Origin of the sequence: Flavobacterium rivuli WB 3.3-2 = DSM 21788, assembly GCF_000378485.1 — a bacterium.
GTDB lineage: Bacteria > Bacteroidota > Bacteroidia > Flavobacteriales > Flavobacteriaceae > Flavobacterium > Flavobacterium rivuli.
The window spans coordinates 674,096-694,851 of the sequence record NZ_KB899967.1; the positions used below are offsets into that span (position 1 = coordinate 674,096).

At 40.2% G+C, this 20,756-nt stretch carries 14 protein-coding genes; 8 read left to right on the plus strand and 6 right to left on the minus strand.

Features of this window, described 5'->3' with window-relative positions; all coding sequences use genetic code 11:
• The first annotated feature begins 55 nt into the window (after positions 1 to 55).
• The 5 genes from F565_RS0106595 to F565_RS0106615 all read left to right on the plus strand — a co-directional run bounded on the left by F565_RS0106595 (position 56) and on the right by F565_RS0106615 (position 9,085).
• On the plus strand, positions 56 to 3,226 hold the full coding sequence (locus tag F565_RS0106595; protein WP_020212414.1) for an efflux RND transporter permease subunit: 3,171 nt from the start codon (positions 56 to 58) through the stop codon (positions 3,224 to 3,226).
• 127 nt (positions 3,227 to 3,353) lie between these two features.
• Positions 3,354 to 4,346 (plus strand): hypothetical protein, encoded by a 993-nt coding sequence (locus F565_RS0106600; protein WP_020212415.1) that lies wholly within the window; start codon positions 3,354 to 3,356, stop codon positions 4,344 to 4,346.
• A gap of 278 nt (positions 4,347 to 4,624) precedes the next feature.
• On the plus strand, positions 4,625 to 7,108 hold the full coding sequence (locus F565_RS0106605; protein ID WP_020212416.1) for a TonB-dependent receptor: 2,484 nt from the start codon (positions 4,625 to 4,627) through the stop codon (positions 7,106 to 7,108).
• Positions 7,109 to 7,169: 61 nt separating this feature from the next.
• Positions 7,170 to 7,904 (plus strand): DUF4198 domain-containing protein, encoded by a 735-nt coding sequence (locus tag F565_RS0106610; RefSeq protein WP_020212417.1) that lies wholly within the window; start codon positions 7,170 to 7,172, stop codon positions 7,902 to 7,904.
• An 11-nt stretch (positions 7,905 to 7,915) separates the two neighbouring features.
• On the plus strand, positions 7,916 to 9,085 hold the full coding sequence (locus tag F565_RS0106615) for a PepSY-associated TM helix domain-containing protein (RefSeq protein ID WP_020212418.1): 1,170 nt from the start codon (positions 7,916 to 7,918) through the stop codon (positions 9,083 to 9,085).
• An 89-nt stretch (positions 9,086 to 9,174) separates the two neighbouring features.
• Here the strand turns inward: F565_RS0106615 and F565_RS0106620 are convergent, their stop codons facing one another.
• The 6 genes from F565_RS0106620 to F565_RS0106655 form a co-directional block, all read right to left on the minus strand.
• On the minus strand, positions 9,175 to 9,522 hold the full coding sequence (locus F565_RS0106620; RefSeq protein WP_020212419.1) for a toxin-antitoxin system YwqK family antitoxin: 348 nt from the start codon (positions 9,520 to 9,522) through the stop codon (positions 9,175 to 9,177).
• 218 nt (positions 9,523 to 9,740) lie between these two features.
• Complete coding sequence (locus tag F565_RS0106625) at positions 9,741 to 11,351, minus strand: Na+/H+ antiporter (protein WP_026299922.1); 1,611 nt, start codon at positions 11,349 to 11,351, stop codon at positions 9,741 to 9,743.
• Positions 11,352 to 11,683: 332 nt separating this feature from the next.
• Positions 11,684 to 13,354 (minus strand): sodium:solute symporter family transporter, encoded by a 1,671-nt coding sequence (locus F565_RS0106640; RefSeq protein WP_020212423.1) that lies wholly within the window; start codon positions 13,352 to 13,354, stop codon positions 11,684 to 11,686.
• A gap of 130 nt (positions 13,355 to 13,484) precedes the next feature.
• The gene (locus F565_RS0106645; RefSeq protein WP_020212424.1) at positions 13,485 to 14,534 is read right to left on the minus strand and encodes a UDP-glucose--hexose-1-phosphate uridylyltransferase; all 1,050 of its coding nucleotides are present in this window, start codon (positions 14,532 to 14,534) and stop codon (positions 13,485 to 13,487) included.
• On the minus strand, positions 14,521 to 15,705 hold the full coding sequence (galK, locus tag F565_RS0106650) for a galactokinase (protein ID WP_020212425.1): 1,185 nt from the start codon (positions 15,703 to 15,705) through the stop codon (positions 14,521 to 14,523). Before galK ends, F565_RS0106645 begins: the two co-directional genes overlap by 14 nt.
• 263 nt (positions 15,706 to 15,968) lie before the next feature.
• Entirely contained in the window at positions 15,969 to 17,024 is a 1,056-nt protein-coding gene (locus F565_RS0106655; protein ID WP_020212426.1) for an aldose epimerase family protein, read from the minus strand.
• Between the two features lie 103 nt (positions 17,025 to 17,127).
• Between F565_RS0106655 and F565_RS0106660 the strand changes: the two genes are divergently transcribed.
• The 3 genes from F565_RS0106660 to xylA form a co-directional block, all read left to right on the plus strand.
• On the plus strand, positions 17,128 to 18,126 hold the full coding sequence (locus F565_RS0106660) for a GntR family transcriptional regulator (RefSeq protein ID WP_020212427.1): 999 nt from the start codon (positions 17,128 to 17,130) through the stop codon (positions 18,124 to 18,126).
• Positions 18,127 to 18,227: 101 nt separating this feature from the next.
• Positions 18,228 to 19,739, plus strand: a complete 1,512-nt coding sequence (locus F565_RS0106665) for a xylulokinase (RefSeq protein ID WP_020212428.1) — start codon at positions 18,228 to 18,230, stop codon at positions 19,737 to 19,739.
• On the plus strand, positions 19,726 to 20,756 hold a 1,031-nt coding region (gene xylA / locus F565_RS0106670; protein ID WP_020212429.1), incomplete at its 3' end, for a xylose isomerase. The genes F565_RS0106665 and xylA, both read left to right, overlap by 14 nt.

Genomic DNA, 20,756 nt, shown 5'->3' on the forward strand with positions numbered 1-20,756 from the left:
GATTGTTTTCAAAGAACTTGAAACTTTTAAACCTTAAACTTTAAACAAAGAATTAATGAAAATAGCAGAAATATCCATAAAACGGCCAACGCTTGTAATAGTGTTGTTCATAATACTTACGCTGGGTGGGCTTTTTAGCTACAACAGCCTGAGTTACGAACTTATCCCTAAGTTTGAGATAAACGTAGTTACCATTTCTACGGTTTATCCGGGTGCTTCGCCCGGCGAGGTAGAGAACACGGTAACCAAGAAAATTGAAGATGCGGTATCATCGTTAGAGCTGGTAAAAAAAGTAGAGTCTAAATCGTATGAAAGCCTCTCGATAGTAGCCGTTACGCTACAGCCGGAAGCCGATGCTGATTACACCCTTAATGATGCGCAGCGTAAAATTAACGCTATCGAAAAAGACTTACCGGAAGATGTAGACCCGCCTTCGTTAAGTAAATTTTCCCTGAGCGACTTACCAATCATTACCATTGGCGCTACAGCAAAAATGGATGAAGTAGCATTTTACGACCTGCTTGATAAAAAAATCGAGCCTATACTTGCCCGTGTAAACGGCGTGGCACAGGTAAACCTTGTAGGTGGCGAAGAACGTGAAATACAGGTAAGCCTTGACCAGGCAAAACTAAAGGGTTACGGACTTTCTATACCTGATGTTCAGGCAGCAATATTAAGCTCTAACCTGGATTTCCCTACAGGTAACATACAAACGCGTGAAAGCTCTATGCTGGTACGTTTATCGGGTAAATACCGTAACGTAGAAGAAATGCGTAACCTGGTCGTATCGTCTAAAAACGGCATACAGGTGCGCCTTGGCGACATTGCCGATGTACAGGATTCTACTAAAGAAGTAGAAAAAATTTCGCGAGTAGACCGCAGCAGTGCTATTGTAATACAGATCATTAAACAAACCGATGCCAATGCGGTATCTGTAAGTGAGGAAACAAAAGTTGCCCTGGCAAAGATTGAAAAGGATTATAAAAATTATGGCCTTAAGCTGGTAATTGCCGATGACAGCAGCGAGTTTACACTGGAAGCTGCCAGTGGGGTAATACACGATTTATTTATCGCGGTTTTCCTTGTGGCATTTGTAATGTTGTTCTTCCTGCACAGTTTGCGTAATGCGCTTATAGTAATGGTATCTATCCCGGCATCGCTTATCGCTACGTTTATTGGTATTTACCTTATGGGTTATACGCTAAACTTAATGAGTTTGCTTGGCTTGTCGCTTGTGGTAGGTATCCTTGTGGATGATGCTATTGTGGTTTTGGAAAATATTTACCGCCACATGGAGATGGGTAAGAACAGGGTGCGTGCTGCATACGAAGGTACTGCCGAGATTGGTTTTACCGTAACTGCTATTACAGTTGTAATTATAGTAGTGTTCCTTCCCATAGCCATGAGTACAGGCCTTGTAAGTAACATTATATCGCAGTTTTGTGTTACGGTAGTAATTGCTACTGCCCTATCACTACTATCATCATTTACATTAATACCATGGTTGTCTTCACGTTTTGGTAAACTGGAGCACTTAACCGGTAAAAATTTCTTCGAAAAAATCATTCTTTCTTTTGAAAGAGGCCTTGAAAAATTTACACATTGGGTAACTGATATTTTAAAATGGTGCCTTGGCCACAAAAGGTGGACTATACTTATTGTTGTTGTTTTATTCTTCTCGTCTATAGGATTATTGATAGGCGGATTTATTGGTGGAGAGTTCTTCCCTAAGATGGACAGGGGCCAGTTCCTTGTACAAATGGAATTACCTAAAGACGCCTCTGTAGAGCAGTCTAACCTTTCTACACAAAAAGCCGAAGATTACCTAAGCGGCCTAAAAGAAGTAGAAGGCCTTATTACCACCGTGGGCCAGACCAGTGAGGGTATGGGCGCTACACAAAGTACAGCGTATAAGGCAGAAATAAAAGTTACACTGGTAGATCGTAAAGAACGGGCAGATAACACTTTTGTGTTTGCAGCTCAGGTAAAAAGAGATCTTGAGAAAAAACTTGTGGGCGCAAAAATTAAAACGGTGCCTGTAAGTATAATGGGTGGTGCAGATGAAGCCCCTATAGCATTAACCGTTACAGGCCCTGATTTAGAGAGCGCCATGAAGTTTGCCCAGGATGCGGCTAAAAACCTTGCAAAAGTTACCGGTGCTACAGCCATCAAGCTAACATCTGAAGGAGGTAGCCCCGAAGTAAATGTGCAGGTAGACCGCGATAAAATGGCATCGCTTGGCTTGTCGTTACAAACGGTGGGTATGACCATGCAAACCGCTTTTAATGGTAATACCGATGGTAAATTCCGTGCAGGTGAGTATGAATACGATATCAATATCCGTTTTAATGAGTACAACCGTTCGAGTATTAACGATGTAAAAGACCTTGTGTTCCTTAATACAGACGGCCAGCAGATCAAACTATCCCAATTCGCATCGGTAACAGAAGGTTCGGGTCCAAGTTTCCTGGAGCGCAGAGATAAAAGTGCCTCTGTAACCATTCAGGCTCAGGCTGCGGGTGTACCAAGTGGTACCGTGGCAGACAACTGGGAGAAAACCTACCTTGAAACCATGAAACGCCCTACAGGTGTAAATTATGTTTGGGGTGGCGATAAAGAAAACCAGGCCGAAGGTTTTGGTACCCTTGGTTTAGCATTGCTTGCGGCTATTATATTGGTTTACCTTGTTATGGTAGGCCTTTACAACAGCTTTGTATATCCGTTCGTGGTATTGTTCTCTATACCATTATCGTTTATTGGGGCACTGGTAGCACTGGCACTAACTAACAATACACTAAACATCTTTACTATATTAGGGGTTATTATGCTTATTGGGCTTGTGTGTAAAAATGCAATATTACTTGTAGACTTTACCAACCACCGTAAGGAACATGGCGAAACTACATTTAATGCACTTATACAGGCTAACCATGCGCGTCTTCGCCCTATCTTAATGACAACTATAGCGATGGTGTTTGGTATGTTGCCCATTGCACTTGCAACAGGTGCAGCAGCAGCCATGAACAACGGCCTTGCATGGGTAATTATAGGTGGCCTTACAAGTTCGTTATTCCTTACCCTTATTATTGTGCCGGTAGTATACTCTATATTTGATAGTGCTATAAACCGCTTTAGCAAAGGTGAGCCTAAAGACTATGAAGCTCTAATGGTTGAAGATTATGACCACAAAGAATTAAGTGAAGACGGTTTTACAACCAAGCACTAATGTAGTACGTATTTTATCATTTAAAAAGCTGCCTAAGAATTATTTTTTAGGCAGCTTTTTTTGGTAAAATTTAAAGCACATAGTAAGTTACTAAAAATGCGTACTTTTCAATCAGCAATTACCATATATGAAAAAGCGGTTTATAATCGTTGTTACCCTTGTATTTACAGCCCTGTTTTACATGCAGGGATGTTCTGGCAGATACCGGGTTAATAATAACAGGGGCATTGTGCTCACAGCAGCAGACTCATTAAAAATTGTTGCCGATTCGCTGATGCGCATTTCGAAACCCATAATGGGCTACCGCTTTAAAATTACTGGTGATTTTGACGGCGACCATAAAACTGATGTACTGCAGGAGCACTATACCGATTCTTTATATTTAAAGGAAGCCGCTAAATATTACGTAAGTACCGACACTATGTTTGAATATAGTGATGTATCGTTCCTGAACCGGTACTTTAACAGGCAATCATTTGTTGAGTGGAATGAAAAACAAATTAAACTACCGGGTGGGCAGCTTGGATTTCATTATATAGAAAATTGTGGCGATATAAATGATGATGGTAAAGATGAAATTTTAATAGTTAACCAATGGGACGACTATTCGAGTACAAATACGGCTTATATATATACTTTTACTAATGGTGCCTGGTTAGAAGTATATAAAACACCTGTGTGGGAATGGCAATTTCCGCCAACGCCTTCGGGCAGTATGATTCCGGGGCTTTTTGGAAATTTGGAGTACGGGACTACAGAAGACGGTGCCGACAATGCCGCGTTGGAGAAACAATTGAAAGCTTATAAATTTATAAAGTATTATCCGGACAGATCTATAGAATTTAGCGGCAGGAATGCCATTGGCATTTTTGATGATGATGAGGCCTTACAGGAACTGGAGGAAATTGGAGACAGGGAATACATAAAAAAACACTATAAGGCTGCAATGATTAACGATTCGCTTTACTTTAGCCCAATTAAAAATCCTTCAATTTACTACAAGGCTATTAAAGGTGCCAGTTTGCAGGACACTGCTTCATACCTTTTACCGCTTGATGATGGCGCGTACAAAATTACTACCCGCATTTTTATAAGTCATCCTCAGTCGCCATTCAAATAGTATCCAGCTTATTATAAGCTCCCAATTTTACAGTTGGGGCTTTTTTATTTCAAAATTCTTAAAAAATGTTAAAAATTTGACACCTAATTTAGAGTCATTTTTTGAATATAATTTTAAAATTCTACTTTATAATTTTTAATACCTAAATTATATTCTAAAATTCGCCCATTAAAATCATTTTAAGTACGCCTTTAATCTTATTTAGAATAAATAAGAATAATGTTGCGTAATCCTGTTTTTGATTTTACATTTGCCGCAGAAAAATCCAAACAAAAGAAATGAACACATTTAAACAAATTTTATCATGCCTTTTACTGTTGTGCACGTTTACAGCGTGGGCGCAGGACAGAGCAACTTTAAGCGGTACTATTACGCTGAGCGACAACACACCTGCCGAAAACATATCGGTAGCATTAAAAGGCACGTCGCATGCATCTGTTACAAGTGCAAGCGGTACTTACGAAATTAAAAATGTTAAACCGGGCAGTTACATCTTAGTGGTATCTGCAATAGGTGTAGCATCTGTACAGGAAACAATTACCCTTGCAGCCGGCGAAAAAGCTACTAAAAATGTAACCCTTTCTGAAAGCCAGGAGCAGCTCAAAGAGGTAATTATCGAGGCTAATAAGGCCAGTTTTGTAAAGACAACAAGCGAAGTGGTTTCTAAAATGCCTTTAAAAGATATCGAGAACCCACAAGTTTATAATACAATATCTGCTGAAGTTTTAAAGCAGCAGGTAATTACAAATTTTGACGATGCCCTTAACAATGCACCTGGACTTGCCAAACTTTGGGAATCGACAGGCCGTGGCGGAGATGGTGCCGGTTATTTCTCGCTAAGAGGCTTTGCTGTGCAACCTACAATGATTAATGGTGTGCCGGGCTTAACAACCGGCAGCCCAGACCCGGCAAACATTGAAAGAATAGAGGTTATTAAAGGCCCATCAGGCACGTTATTTGGGAGCAGCCTTATTTCTTATGGTGGTTTAATTAACGTAAACACTAAGAGGCCTTACGATACTTTTGGTGGTAACGTATCTTACACCGGCGGTACTTACGGCTTAAACCGTTATACTATAGACGTAAACACGCCATTAAATAAAGAGAAAAAAGTGTTCTTCAGGCTTAATGCCGCTTACCATACAGAGGACAGCTTTCAGGATGCAGGTTTTAAAAAATCACTTTTCGTAGCCCCTTCACTTTCATACGAAGTTAATGACAAATTATCTTTCCTTGTAAACACAGAGTTTTACAATGGCAGAAGCACTAACCCAACTATGCTTTTTCTAGACAGGGGCGCACCATCGCTTAAGGTACACAACATGAAAGAACTTGGATATGATAACCGTCGATCTTACACAGGTAATGACCTTTATATAGAAACGCCTACGTTTAACTTTCAGGGGCAGATGAATTATAAGTTTAGCAGCGAATGGAGATCTCAAACCATACTCTCAAGAACATCTGCAAAATCTGACGGATATTATTCTTATCTTTATGAAGGCACCCAATACTACCCAAGAGTAACAAGTGGTATTATCCTTGGCCGTTCTATGAATAAACAAAACTCTGAAACTACAGGTACAGATATTCAGCAGAATTTTATCGGCGATTTTAAAATTGGCAACATGCGCAACAGGGTTGTAGCCGGTTTAGATTACTTTAATAGAAATGTTGTAGATAACAGTTCAGGATATGTATCAAATGGTGCTGTATACATAGGCAACAATCTTCGCCAATTTAACAATGAAGTATTAGGCATTACAAACGAGGCCGAATTTACTGATGATAGTGGTATACTTACCCAGGCAGGAACAGATGCACTTTTAGCCACTACACCAATAAACCAAAGTAAAACAAAACAGGAAATATACAGTGCTTACGCGTCTGACGTGTTTAACTTTACCCCAGCATTATCTGCAATGGCAAGTTTAAGGATAGACCATTTTAGTAATGATAACGGTAATCAAACTGCACTATCTCCTAAATTTGGTGTAGTATACCAGCCAATACTGGATAAACTCTCGTTGTTTGCTAATTATATGAATGGCTTCTCCAATACAGATCCTACGACTAATACCCTTGCAGGGGTTGTAACGGCGGTATCGTTTGATCCTGAACATGCCAACCAGTTTGAAGCAGGTGCAAAAGTAAACCTCTTTAATAATAAGGTTACAGGATCTGTTAGTTATTACGAAACTAAAGTTAGCAATTCTGTTTACGCAATATATTCAACACAGCTTAACCCTGATGGTACTCCGGCACTTGATGATGAAGGAAATCCTTTGCCTCAAAATGTTGCTAATTATAACGACGGTGGCCAGAAAAATAAAGGTATCGAATTCTCTGTTACAGCTAATCCTGTAGAAGGCCTTAATATACTTGCAGGTTACAGCTATAATGACAGCAGGCTAACAGCAGGCGATCCAACTTTTGTAAACTATAGGCCGGAAAGCGCAGGACCGCAAAACCTGGCTAACCTTTGGGCAAGCTACAAATTTAGCAATGGTATACTTAATGGTTTTGGCTTAGGCTTTGGAGGAAACTACGCAAGCAAAAACAAGATATACAACCGTACTAATGGTAACTTTACCGTGTCTGAATATACAGTATTAAATGCTTCTGCTTTTTATAACGTAGATGCATTTACAATAACTTTAAAAGTAGACAATATTACAGATAAAGAATACTATAAGGGATGGAGTACAATTAACCCGCAAAGGCCAAGGATATTTGCAGCCAACCTATCATATAATTTTTAATAAACATTAAAATACATCTTTCTTTCAACAGGAAGATGTATTTTGATTTAACAACATCAGCATGAAAAAATGTATCTTATTACTGGTAACACTAATGGCATGCAGCAATGCTTTTGCACATTTTATGTGGATAGAAACTGCCACTACAGGTAAGGCAGGTAAAAAACAGGAGGTAAAAGTTTTCTTTGGAGAATACACCTATGGGCTTCAGGAAAAAGTGGCGGGTGATGCTTTTGCTAAAATGAAAAATTTTGAAGTTTGGGCTATTGCGCCTAACGGAGAAAAAACGACACTTACACTACAGCCCGGCGAAGACTTTTACAGCGGTTATTTTACACCCGCAACTAATGGTACCTATACCCTTGTACTAAACAACAATAAAATTGATGTTGTAGATTACACCCAGTACAACTTTGGCATTTTTAAAACCCATTATCATAGTACTGCAAAAGTTGTTGTAGGAGACAAAGTTGCCGATACTGCATCTTTAAACCCAGATGGGCTTACCATTGTTGATGCTACTAAAAAATTATCTGCACATAAGGCAGAAACTACACTAACCGTACTTTACAAAGGGCAACCCATAAAGGAAACAGAAATAACTATTTTTGTAGCCGACCAGTGGAGTAAAAAGTTAACTACCGATGAAAATGGCACTGTAAAGTTTACTTTGCCATGGAACACTAAATATGTTGCAGAGGTAACAAAAAAAGAAGAAGTGCCGGGTACTTATAATGATAAAGAGTACCAGTTTATATACCACTGTGCCACTTATGCCCTGCCCTTAGGCAAATAAAAAGCAGGCTGATGACAAAAAAGAAAAAGAAAAAAGATGTAAAACACTGGGTAGGCAAAGCCCATTTATGGCTCGGGTTAACATCCGGGCTTGTTGTTTTATTGCTGGCTGTAACGGGATGTATCTACGTTTTTAGTGTAGAAATTACAGCATGGCTGCGCCATGACGAAATGTATGTAAAAGAGGTAAAGCAGGAAAAGCTGCCCATGACATTTTTATGGGAGCAAACCCAAAAAGCAGTAGGCCCCGGCAAAAAAATCACCAGTGCACAGGCATATAATGATCCAGAAAAGGCCGTTGTGTTTACCTGCTACAAAGCGGGCAATGCAGATGCTATACTTTATTTTAATTCTCTGGATCAGTATTACAACATTTATACAGATCCTTACACAGGAAAAGTATTGGGCATTTATGACGAGGAGCTGGACTTTTTTAATATTGTAAAAATGCTGCACTGGAGCCTCTTGCTTAATGCTCCTGTAGGCCAGCAGATAATTGGCTGGAGTACTTTTATATTTGTTGTAATGCTTATTACAGGTATAATACTATGGTGGCCTAAAAACAAGGCAGCACGCAAACAAAGGTTATGGTTTCAGTGGAAAGACACTACCAAATGGCGCCGCAAAAACTACGACCTTCATAACATTCTTGGTTTTTATGCAGCCACTATTGCACTAATTATTGCTTTTACCGGTATGGTATGGGCATTTACATGGTTTCAGAGTTTAGTATATGTTGCAGGATCGTTGAGTGTAACACCTCCCAAAGAACTGGCAGCGCAATCTAAAATTGCTAAAACCAGCAATAAAGACCTTGCTTTTAACAATGCTCTTACCGCAGCTATGAGTATGCATAAAGATGCCGCAGGTTTTTCTATAAGTAAACCTGCCGACAGTATTGCTGCTATAGATATTTATGTAGGCCAATATCCTGACGTGTATTATGTATCGCACCAAATGAAGTTTGATCAGTATACCGGTAAGCTCTTGGCTGAAAAGAAACATGATGAAAAGAACTTCGGCGAAAAGCTTATTACGGCTAACTATGATATTCATGTGGGTGCTATACTTGGGCTTCCCGGTAAGATACTCGCTTTTATAGCCAGCTTTATATGTGGCTTGTTGCCCATATCGGGTTTTCTTATATGGTACGGCCGCACCTATAAAAAAGGGAAGGCATAATTTAAATGTAAACACTAAACAAAGATGCCCCGAAAATATTTTCGGGGCATCTTTTATAAAATTTGAGTTAGTCCTTTATTAAGTAAGGCTTATTTATTAACGGCTACAGCACCGTTAGACCATTTTTTCACATCGGCAATCCTGCTGTTGCTATAGTCTACTTCGTTTAATGTAGCACCGGTCCAAAAAAACCATTTACCGGTTTTTTCCCCATTCTGGTATTCGCCCATGCTCTGTTTAGTACCATCTTCGTTATAGGCAACCCATGCTCCGTGCAATTTGCCATCTTTATAAAAACCGGTTTGTTTTACATTGCCATTATCATAATAGTAAGTGCTTTTTATGATCTGGTTTTCTATTTCGTGTTTAGGTTTTATATTTTGGGCAGATAAAACACCTGTTATAAGGAACAATCCGGCTATAATAATCTTTTTCATATCTGTTTATTTTTTAGCGTTATACATATCTATATAACAAATGTATAAAATTTATTTACATAAAAAACATGTTTACGTAACAATTTGGTAACATTGAATAAAACTTAACATTGGAATATGAAAAATCCCGTATAAACACGCATTTTTAAAAGTGAAGTCTTTTTAAAATTTTAACATTTGTATGTTTAGCATTTTAAGCTCAGCTAAAGTTTGCAGCATTAATGTATATGCCCACCACTTATTTTTAACTCTTCAAGGTCTATTTGCATATCCATTCGCCTTATCTCTTCGTCACTATAGCTTTTATTCCTGCGCAGTTTAGACAGTTCTTTGCGCTGCTGTGTATAGATTTCGTTGAGTACCTTATTGTACAGGTCTATTTCATGCTTTTTAGTATCGCCAAATTCAAGACACTCCAGTCTTTGCTGTGTAGCATTTACGTCGTTAAGTAAATGGTCTTTAAATATACCCAGGAGCTCATTGCTTTGTGTTTCGGATGAATATTTTTCGTCCAGAATTTTTAGTGCCACATCATCCAGTTCTAACTTCAGGCTTGCCTGTTGTTGTTCCGGTGGCAACTCGCCATCTATATCTTTTATATCAATGAGTTTAATAAGCAACGGAAGTGTAAGCCCCTGAATCACGAGCGTAATAAATATTACCACAAAGGTTATAAATATTATAAGGCTGCGAAAAGGAAAGTGCTCGTTATTTACCATTAATACCGGAACAGAAAGTGCCGTAGCCAATGATACCACACCGCGCATACCTGCCCACCCTACCACGAGCGGAAACTTCCAGCCGGGGTTGGGTTCGTTAATCCTTATTTTTTTATTAAGCCTTGCCAAATGTGTAGATGCAAATACCCATGCAAAGCGTACCGCAATGGTTACAGCACTTATTATAAGTCCGTAGCCCAAGGCTTCGTTTATAGAGTGCTCACCCAGGCCATTTATAATAGTAGGAAGTTCCAGCCCTATTAATATAAACACTATGGCGTTCATAATAAAAACAAGGGTGCGCCAAACACTCATCATATTAAGCCTTGTTTCGCCGGTTGTAAATATTTCGTGCGATCTGTATGATATAAACAAACCACCCGAAACAACGGCTATAACACCCGAGAAATCAAAATGCTCTGCAGTAAGGTAAATAATGTAGGGCGCCATAAGCGTTAAGGCAGTATCCATTGCTGCCGTAGTGGGTAAAAACCGATGAACAACATACATAACATGCCCTATGGCAACGCCCGTTACAAGCCCCATACCTGCCGCAAGAAAAAAATTACCCACGGCTACCTGCAACGAAAATGCCCCTGTAATTACAGCCGCCAGCGCAAACCTGAATACTATAAGAGAAGATGCATCGTTAACAAGGCTTTCGCCTTCCAGTATGGCAATTACACGCCTTGGAACCTTAACGCCCTTTAATACTGTTGATGCCGCAACAGCATCTGGCGGAGATACAATACCTCCAAGCAAAAAACCTAAGGCAAGTGTAAAACCCGGTATTAATGCTACCGATGCATAAGCTACAATAATAGATGTAGCAAATACCAACCCAAAGGCGTAGAGTGCTATAGGCCGTTTCCAGTGCCAAAAATCTTTCCAGGAGGTGTACCAGGCCGCCTCATACAATAATGGCGGCAAAAAAATAAGGAAAATAATTTCCGGGTTTAGCCCTATATGGGGGATACCCGGTATAAAACTAATGCCCAGGCCGGCTACAACCAAAAAAATAGGATAGGCAATTTTAAGCCGCTGTGCCAGTAAAACCAGCATCATGACCACAAATAACAAGGCAAGTATAATAAGGAGGCTGTTTTGCAAAAGGAATAGTTTTTTGGTAATAATTTTGTAAATCGCTCGCCTATAAAAATATGAAACCTGAAAACAACATACAAGTATCAAACAAACAACAATATAATTTTCAAAATTTTCATTATCAAATATTTAACACGTTTAATGCAGACTTAAACCTGGGTAATGTAAATCTTGGTTTAGTTTATAAGTTTTAATTAGTTGTAATCCTTTTTTCACACATACCTCTGGGCTTCGGCATGGAGGTTTTTTGTTTCATAGCAAACGCATATAAAAAAAGCACGGCCAGGTGGCCGTGCTCAGGGTGTGTAAAAAAATACAATTAGTAAACTAACCAAAATTTACCAAAGTACTGTATAAAGGGCTGCTATTATAGCTGTAATAATTAGCGACCCTACCATAAAAGATGGTGTAACCTTAAACATAGATGTATCTACTTCAAGCCCATTTGGCTTAGTGCCCAGGCGTGTTTCTTTTTTACTTATAAAGAACATCCCTACAACACAAATTACAAATACCATTGCCATCCTGTCAAGGAAAGGTATCTCATAAACGCCGGCTGCATTAGGCACCGCAAAGCCCCATTCATATAAGAATGAAAGATCTACATAAGCCGGAATAAATTTAAAGAATATAGAGAACAGGAATCCGCCGATGGTTGCAAACAAAGCTGCATTTGATGTGGCTTTTTTCCAGAAGAAACCAAGAAGGAACATGGCAAATATGCCCGGACTTACAAAGCCCGTATATTCCTGTATAAACTGGAAGCCTCCTTTTTTATCGATACCTAAAAATGGCGCAATAATAATGGCTATTATCATTGCTGCAACTACGGTTATCTTACCTACCTGCACCTGTTTCTTTTCAGATGCTTCTGTGTTTAGGGTTTTTTTGTAAATATCTAATGTAAATATAGTGGCAATACTGTTTGCCTTACCTGCTAACGATGCTACAATAGCCGCCGTAAGCGCTGCAAACGACAAGCCTTTTAATCCTGATGGTAACAGGTTAAGCAATACCGGGTAAGCCCTGTCCGGGTTTACGCTGCCATCCTGCAACATTTCTGTCTGGAAACCACCATGCTGATAAAGTACATAAGCCGCGATACCAGGTATTACAACAATAAGTGGCATAAGTAATTTTAAGAATGCTGCAAATAATAATCCACCACGGGCAGTTGGTAAATCGGCACCAAGGGCACGCTGGGTAATATATTGGTTACAGCCCCAGTAGTTAAGGTTAACGATCATCATACCACCAACAAGTACAGATATTCCCGGTAATTCGGCATAATTTTCATTATCCTTAGAGAATATCATGTGGAAATGGTCCTGGGCTTTGGTGGTCATTATAGAAAAACCATCCAATACTCCGCTTCCGCCAAATTCATCAGATACAAGGCTTAGTGCAAGATAGGTTGTAATAAGGCCACCCATGATAAGGAAAAACACCTGTATAACATCCGTAAAGCCAATAACCTTCATGCCGCCAAGGGTAATCATGATTGAGAATATAGCAAGGAAACCTATACACAGGTTAAAGTCTAAGCCTGATATACTGCTTATGGCAAGAGCCCCAAGGTAAAGTATAGAGGTAAGGTTTACAATAACATACAGCAACAGCCAGAACACCGCCATGATCATGGCTACAGTGCCGTTGTACCTTTGATTAAGGAACTGGGGCATGGTAAATATCTTGTTCTTAAGATATACCGGTATAAAAAACACGGCAACAATAATAAGGGTAAGTGCTGCCATCCACTCATAAGTGGCAATGGCAAGGCCCAGCTTAAAGCCACTGCCGCTCATGCCTATAAATTGCTCTGCACTAATGTTACTGGCAATTAAAGACGCACCAATAGCCCACCATGTAAGCGAGCCTTCGGCTAAAAAGTAATCATTACTGCTTTCTGTTTCTTTCTTTTTGCGGTTGTATATCCATAATCCGTAGCCTACAATCAGTATGAAGTAGCCCAGGAAAACGATATAGTCCGCAGTAGATAATGCTTTCATAAAGGTTTAAATGTGTTTGGGTTTGGTTAAAAAATTTTGGGGCGCAATTACTATTGCACCTAAAAAATTCAACCTGCAGGTTGCTTTTACATGGGACTGTTGAAGCAACCTGCAGATTAAATAATTTGTATTAAGACTGAGCCTGTTTGTAATGCACTTCAGATAATTCCCTAAGTACGGCGGCACTCTTCTCGGGAGATATATCCCTTTGCGCCTCGGCCATCATTTCGTACCCTACCATGAATTTCTTTACGCTCGCAGATCGTAATAATGGTGGATAGAAATGCATGTGTAAATGCCATTCCGGGTGCTCTTTACCATCGGTAGGTGTTTGGTGTATACCGCTTGAATATGGGAAAGATGTATCAAAAAGATTGTCGTATTTTACAGTGATGCTTTTAAGGGCATCGGCAAAAGCTACAGTTTCTTCCGCTGTCATTTGTGTAAGGTTGCCAAAATGCCTCTTGCTTACAACAAGTGTTTCGTAAGGCCATATTGCCCAGAAAGGTACGAGTACAACAAAGTGGTCATTCTCTACCACAATGCGCTCTTTGCGTTCCAGTTCTTCGGCAAGATAATCAGACAGAAGGCTGCGGCCGGTTTCGTTGTAATATTTTTCAAGGTGTTTCTGGGTCTTGTCTACCTGCGTAGGTAAAGACGATTGTGCCCATATTTGCCCGTGCGGGTGCGGGTTGCTGCATCCCATAACGGCACCTTTGTTTTCAAAAATCTGTACGTGGTTTATAAAGTCTTTGCTGCCTAAATCAACATATTGCTCTTTCCAGGCTTCAACAACCTTTTCTATCGCACTCACTTCCATTTCTGGAATAGTAAGGTCATGCCTTGGCGAAAAACAAATTACCCTGTTTATACCCCTTTCAGGCTTTAGCTGAAATAGCGGGCTTGTTTGTACCGGGGCAACTTCTTCCTGCAATAATGACGGAAAATCGTTTTCAAAAACGTACACATCTTTATAATCAGGGTTACGGTCGCCGCTGGTGCGCTCGTTGCCTGCACAAAGGTAGCAGGTAGGGTCGTAAGCCGGAAGGTTTAAATTTCCTGCACTTTCTTTTTGTCCCTGCCACGGCCTTTTAGCCCTGTGTGGCGATACGAGTACCCACTCGCCTATTAGCGGATTATAACGCCTGTGCGGGTGCTCGTTGTTATCAAATGCCTGCATGTTCTTCTTTATATAAGGTTGTGCCTTTAGCTACTTTTACTTTGTATGCCTTAAGCGTAATATTGTATTTTTCTTTGTATTCTTTACTTACACGCTCTATAAGGCCATTTACAGCTTCCTTTTTTACAAGGTTGATAGAGCAGCCGCCAAAACCGCCACCCATCATTCGGGCGCCAATTACGTTTTCGTCTTCACGAACAGCATCAACTAAAAAGTCGAGTTCTTCGCAGCTTACTTCGTAGTTTTTAGAAAGCCCGTCGTGGGTTTTAAACATAAGCCCGCCCAGCTTTACAAAATCGTTAGCTTCTAATGCAGCAACAGCATCCAGCACACGCTGAATTTCCCTTACTACAAAAAGGCAACGACGGTATATAACATCGCCTAATTCGTCTTTAACGGCAGTAACCTGCTCTTCGTTAAGGTCGCGAAATGTTTTTACCTCCGGATAATGCTGTTTAAGTATGGCAAGGCCTTTTTCTACCTCGTTCCTGCGGTCATTATAGCCAGATGTTAAATGGGTGTGCTTCACTTTACTATCTAAAAGCAGCAGTGCATATTCTTTAAAATCGGCTTTGTGGTATTCATACTCAAGGGTATTGCAATCCAGTTTAATAACCTGGTTCTTTTTACCAAAAACACTGGCAAACTGATCCATAATACCACAGTTTACACCTACAAAAGTGTGCTCTGATTTTTGTCCTATAAGTGCAATTTCCTGTTTGGTAAGCTTAAGGCTGAACATTTTATTAAGTGCATAAGCAAAACCACACTCTACCGCCGCCGAAGACGATAGCCCGGAGCCCATAGGTATAGTACTGCTAAATACAATATTGAAACCTGTCATTGCAAAATCCCTGTCTTTAAGCTGCTGTAGCACCCCAAGGAAAAAGTTAACCCACATTTGCTCTACAGGCTGCAGGGTATCGTTAAGGTTAAAGCTATAACTCTCGTCAAGGTCTTTAGCATAAAGGTTTATTTGTCCGTCTGTATTTTGCGATGCGGCAAAAGCTACATATTTGTTTATGGCAGCCGGCAGTACAAAACCATCGTTATAGTCTACATGCTCGCCTATAATATTTATGCGCCCCGGAGAAAGTATGATATATCCCGGTTCAGCAGCAAATCTTTCTTTAAAAGAGGCAGTTACCTGCCCTATTAATCTTTTTTTCATTGTTAAATCAGATAAAAAGCCGCTGGCACCTGGCCATAAGCTGTTAATTATTATTTTAACACAATCGTTTTCGTAGTTTAGAAGCAGTTGTCCCCGGCTTTTGCAGCAAATATTTGTTTACGTTAGTGCTTAGAATCAACCCAAACTCAACCCATTTAACATTTTACATAAACAAAGGCCCGTTTTTACTTCTCCGGCCGGGCAACAGCTTCATCTCAAACCCAAATTTTTAACTGTGTATAGTATCTTTTTATACCTTAAAACTATTTTGCCTTTTCAAAAGCAAACTTTGTTTTATGGTTATATTGCTCCCCTTTTCTTAATACAGAATTAGGAAAATGTGCGTGGTTAGGAGCATCAGGAAAGTTTTGGGTTTCAAAGCAAATACCGCTCGTGGTATGGTATGAAGCACTTTCTTTTCCTTGTATGCTGCCAAAACAGTTACCGCCTACATATATATGTACCGATGGCTGATTTGTATAAACCGTCATCTTAAGCCCTGTTTTTGCGCTGTAAAGCGATGCCGCAGGCTCATCATTATTTTTTAAAACAAAAGAAGTATCTATAGATGCCGGAACATATCCGACTTTATTAAAATCTATCGCCGTATCCTTGACAGCTATAAACTCTCCTGTTGGAATATTGTCTTCGTTTAATCTCAGCACTTCATCCGCATTTACAAGCAGCTCCTGGCCAGAAACCGTTTGCGCGTGGCCATCTAAATTAAAGTAGCTGTGCTGTGTTAAATTAATAACCGTATCTTTAGTTGTAGTAGCTGTGTAATCTACTAAAAGTTCATTGTTCTCTGTAAGGGTATAAGCAACATTAATAGTTAACTCACCCGGAAATTGCTCTTCGCCATCACGGCTGGTGTATGTAAAAACTATAGATGGGTTAAGGCCTCCCTTAAGTTGTTTCATTTGCCAGAAACCACGGCCAAAACCACTATTACCACCATGAAGGGTATGCACCCCATGATTTTTGTTTAGCTGATAGGTATCGTTATTTATGGTAAACGTACCCTTATTAATACGCCCCGCATAGCGTCCAATTACCGACCCAAAATAAGGAGCACTTGGCAGGTTAAAAGCATCTATGTAATCATCAATATCATTAAACCCTAAAACAACGTCGGTCATTCCACCATTTTCATCTGCTATTTTAAGCGATGTAATTGTAGCACCATAGTTAATAAATGTAACCTCCATGCCATTGCCATTGCTTAACATATAGCTGAATACCTGCTTACCATCTGGCAGGGTGCCAAATAATTTCGTAATACAATTAGCTGTAAAATGGGAAATATTACTTTTTTGCATTGGTTTATTAAGAATTACACACCAAAAGTAAAAATTAAAAACACTTAACCATACCAGTACCCACCAGTTTTTGTATATTAGCCACCAGTTTAAACGTTGTAGTATGAAGTTAATTAATATAGACCCCCGCAAAAGCCTGCCTAAGTATAAGCAGATTATACTATCTATAGAAACCGCAATTGCCGATAAACGCCTTAAGCGCGGCGACCACCTGCCCTCTGTAAATAAAATAGCTTTGGAGTTTTCGCTATCGCGGGACACTGTATTGCTGGCTTATGACGAATTAAAGAAACGCGGCATTATTTACTCCCGTCTTGGCAAAGGGTACTATATTAAAAGTGAAGACTTTGCTTTTGAGCAGCGTATATTTTTATTATTTGATGAGCTTAACTCTTTTAAAGAAGACCTTTATAACTCTTTTAAGGAGACCATTGGCAACAATGCCCAGATAGATATTTTTTTTCATTACTTTAGTCCTGATGTATTTAAAAAACTTGTAAACGAAAACAACGGCGACTACACTAAGTACATTATAATGCCCACTACACTAAAGGATGCACCGGCTGTTATAAAAACACTGCCTAAAAACGATGTATATATTTTAGACCAGACTAATGCCGAACTTGAGGATTACCCATCTATCCATCAAAATTTTGTAAATGATATATATAAAGCATTAAAGGCCGGGCAGCAAAAACTAAAAAAGTACAATAACCTCATCCTTATATTCCCACCTTTCAGGCAGCCGCCGGGCATGCAGGAGGGTTTCATTAAATTTTGTAAAGAATATAATTTTAACTACGAGATTATTCCCGATTTTGAAAATCACGGCATAGAACCCGGCGATGTATATATAATTCCTAACGACCGCGACCTTGTTAATGTTATAGAAAAAGCCAGAAATCAAAAATTAAAACCGGGAAAAGATGTAGGTATTATATCCTACAACGACACACCTTTAAAGAAAGTGGTAGAGAACGGCATTACAACAATATCTACCGATTTTGGGGCTATGGGAAGGATACTTGCCGAAATGATATTGCAACAAAGCCGTGAACAAATAGAAAATGCAAGCAGTATGATTGAGAGGGGCTCGTTGTAAACACATTTAGATCAATTGTATCGCATTAAAATTTGTTGGTCTCAAAATAAATAACTAATCTTGTAGTCTAATTAACCATAAGATTAAAAACCCAACTTATCATGCACTTTTTAGGGATTGATTTAGGAAGCTCGTCTATAAAGCTATCGGTGCTTGATGCCGAAACCGGCAAAACCGTTGCCGGGGTAAGCGTACCAGATTTTGAAATGGAGATGGCTGCACCGCAGTTCGGCTGGGCAGAACAAGATCCTTCGCAATGGTGGGAGTATGTTCAAACAGGCATTAAAACACTTGGAAGAAATACCGACCTGAAAAAAATTGCAGCGATAGGCATTGCCTACCAAATGCATGGGTTAGTTTTAACAGACGAAAATTTAAACCCGGTACGCCCTTCTATCATCTGGTGCGATAGCCGTGCCGCAGATATTGGTAACACAATCTATGATTCATTAGGCCATAAGGCAAGCCAGGGCATGATACTGGGGTCTCCCGGAAACTTTACGGCATCTAAACTTAAATGGGTAAAGGACAATGAGCCCGAAGTTTTTGCGAAAGCCAAATACATGATGCTACCCGGCGATTTTATTGCTGCAAAACTTTCGGGGATTGCACAAACCAGCACATCAGGTTTATCTGAAGCTGCCTTGTGGAATTTTGCCGAAGCCCGCCTTGCCGTTGAAGTGCTTGAAGCGATGGAACTGCCTTTATCATTAATTCCTGAAATTGTACCCAATTTTGGACACCAGTCTGCAATAAACCCTGATGTAGCAGCTTCTTTAGGATTTAATAACGATGTTAAAATAACCTATCGTGCCGGAGACCAGCCTAACAATGCGTTATCGCTTAACGTGCTTAAACCCGGCGAGATTGCCACCACAGCAGGAACATCGGCAGTTATATATGCCGTTACAGAGAAAGACGCTTATGATGCGTCTAACCGTGTGAATACTTTTTTACATGTAAACAATAGCGATACTGCTAAACGCAATGGTGTTTTACTTTGCATAAACGGCTCAGGTATTTTGTACCAGTGGCTGCGTAAAGTTACTTCTCTTGGTAACACTACCGGCAACCTTATATCTTATGATACCTTAAACACCGAAGCTGCCAAAGCAGTACCGGGCGCCAAAGGCCTGCGCTTTTACCCTTTTGGCAATGGTGTAGAGCGTATTTTTAATAATAAGCAAGCATCATCAGGCATACAGAACCTCAACTTTAACATCCATCATTCGCCCGAACTGGTACGCGCTGCCTGCGAGGGTATTGTGTTTGCCATGAACTACGGTTTTGACATTATGAAGGAGATTGGCGCAGGCGGCAGCGTAGTGCGCGCCGGTAAAGCAAACCTGTTCCTTAGCCCCGTGTTCCGGGAGATCTTTGCCAATACGACCCAGACTACCGTAGAGCTTTATAATACCGCCGGTGCCGATGGCGCTGCACGTGGTGCGGCTTTTGGTTTTGGGTTTTACAAATCTATAGATGAAGCTTTTAGCAGCCTGGAATGTTTGGAGCGCATAGAGCCTGCCGCAGCCTTATCTAACCAGTACAGTGAGATTTACCAGCAATGGAAACAACATATTAATATTGAAGATATAAAACATGAGTACAACTAAACAAGCCTACTTTAAAACGGTAGACAAAATAAAATTTGAAGGCCGCGAGAGCAATAACCCCCTTGCGTTTAAATGGTATGACGAGAACCGCATTGTTGCCGGAAAACCTTTAAAAGAGCATTTTAAATTTGCCATGGCCTACTGGCACACACTGGTTAACACCGGCGGTGACCCTTTTGGCCCGGGTACCGAAAAACATGCTTGGGATACTAACGAAGATGCCATACAGCGTGCTAAAGATAAAATGGATGCCGGTTTTGAGTTTATGGAAAAACTGGGTATACCTTACTATTGTTTTCATGATGTGGACTTAGTAGATGAAGCGCCAACATTAGCAGAATTTGAGCAGCGCGTTAAGGCTGTTGTGGAATACGCCAAAGAAAAACAAAAAGAGACAGGCATTAAACTTCTTTGGGGAACGTCGAATTTGTTCAGCAACCCAAGGTACATGAATGGTGCCTCTACCAACCCTAACTTTGATGTAGTGGCCTATGCCGGTGCACAGGCTAAGATTGCTATTGATGCTACTATCGCATTAGGTGGAGAGAACTACGTTTTTTGGGGTGGCCGTGAAGGGTATATGAGTTTATTGAATACTGATATTCAGCGTGAGCAGGACCATCTGGCACAATTTCTTACCATATGCAGGGATTACGCCCGCAGCCAGGGTTTTAAAGGAACATTCCTTATAGAGCCTAAGCCTATGGAGCCTATGAAACACCAGTATGATTTTGATGCTGCTACCTGTATTGGCTTCCTTAATAAATACGGATTACAAAACGACTTTAAATTAAACCTTGAGGTTAACCATGCTACCCTTGCAGGGCATACTTTTGAGCATGAAATGCAGCTTGCCGCTAATGCAGGTATGTTAGGCTCTCTTGATGCTAACCGTGGTGACTACCAGAACGGTTGGGATACCGACCAGTTCCCAATAGATATTTATGAGGTTACACAGGCTATGCTTGTTTTCCTTCAGGCAGGTGGCTTACAGGGCGGTGGTATTAACTTTGATGC

What these genes read in the sequence shown, in the direction of transcription:
- F565_RS0106645 (WP_020212424.1), bottom strand. Translation starts at nt 14,534, where the DNA reads ATGCAGGCATTTGATAACAACGAGCACCCGCACAGGCGTTATAATCCG.
- F565_RS0106600 (WP_020212415.1), top strand. Translation starts at nt 3,354, where the DNA reads ATGAAAAAGCGGTTTATAATCGTTGTTACCCTTGTATTTACAGCCCTG.
- F565_RS0106665 (WP_020212428.1), top strand. Translation starts at nt 18,228, where the DNA reads ATGCACTTTTTAGGGATTGATTTAGGAAGCTCGTCTATAAAGCTATCG.
- F565_RS0106610 (WP_020212417.1), top strand. Translation starts at nt 7,170, where the DNA reads ATGAAAAAATGTATCTTATTACTGGTAACACTAATGGCATGCAGCAAT.
- F565_RS0106605 (WP_020212416.1), top strand. Translation starts at nt 4,625, where the DNA reads ATGAACACATTTAAACAAATTTTATCATGCCTTTTACTGTTGTGCACG.
- F565_RS0106640 (WP_020212423.1), bottom strand. Translation starts at nt 13,354, where the DNA reads ATGAAAGCATTATCTACTGCGGACTATATCGTTTTCCTGGGCTACTTC.
- F565_RS0106595 (WP_020212414.1), top strand. Translation starts at nt 56, where the DNA reads ATGAAAATAGCAGAAATATCCATAAAACGGCCAACGCTTGTAATAGTG.
- F565_RS0106620 (WP_020212419.1), bottom strand. Translation starts at nt 9,522, where the DNA reads ATGAAAAAGATTATTATAGCCGGATTGTTCCTTATAACAGGTGTTTTA.
- F565_RS0106615 (WP_020212418.1), top strand. Translation starts at nt 7,916, where the DNA reads ATGACAAAAAAGAAAAAGAAAAAAGATGTAAAACACTGGGTAGGCAAA.
- F565_RS0106655 (WP_020212426.1), bottom strand. Translation starts at nt 17,024, where the DNA reads ATGCAAAAAAGTAATATTTCCCATTTTACAGCTAATTGTATTACGAAA.
- galK (WP_020212425.1), bottom strand. Translation starts at nt 15,705, where the DNA reads ATGAAAAAAAGATTAATAGGGCAGGTAACTGCCTCTTTTAAAGAAAGA.
- F565_RS0106660 (WP_020212427.1), top strand. Translation starts at nt 17,128, where the DNA reads ATGAAGTTAATTAATATAGACCCCCGCAAAAGCCTGCCTAAGTATAAG.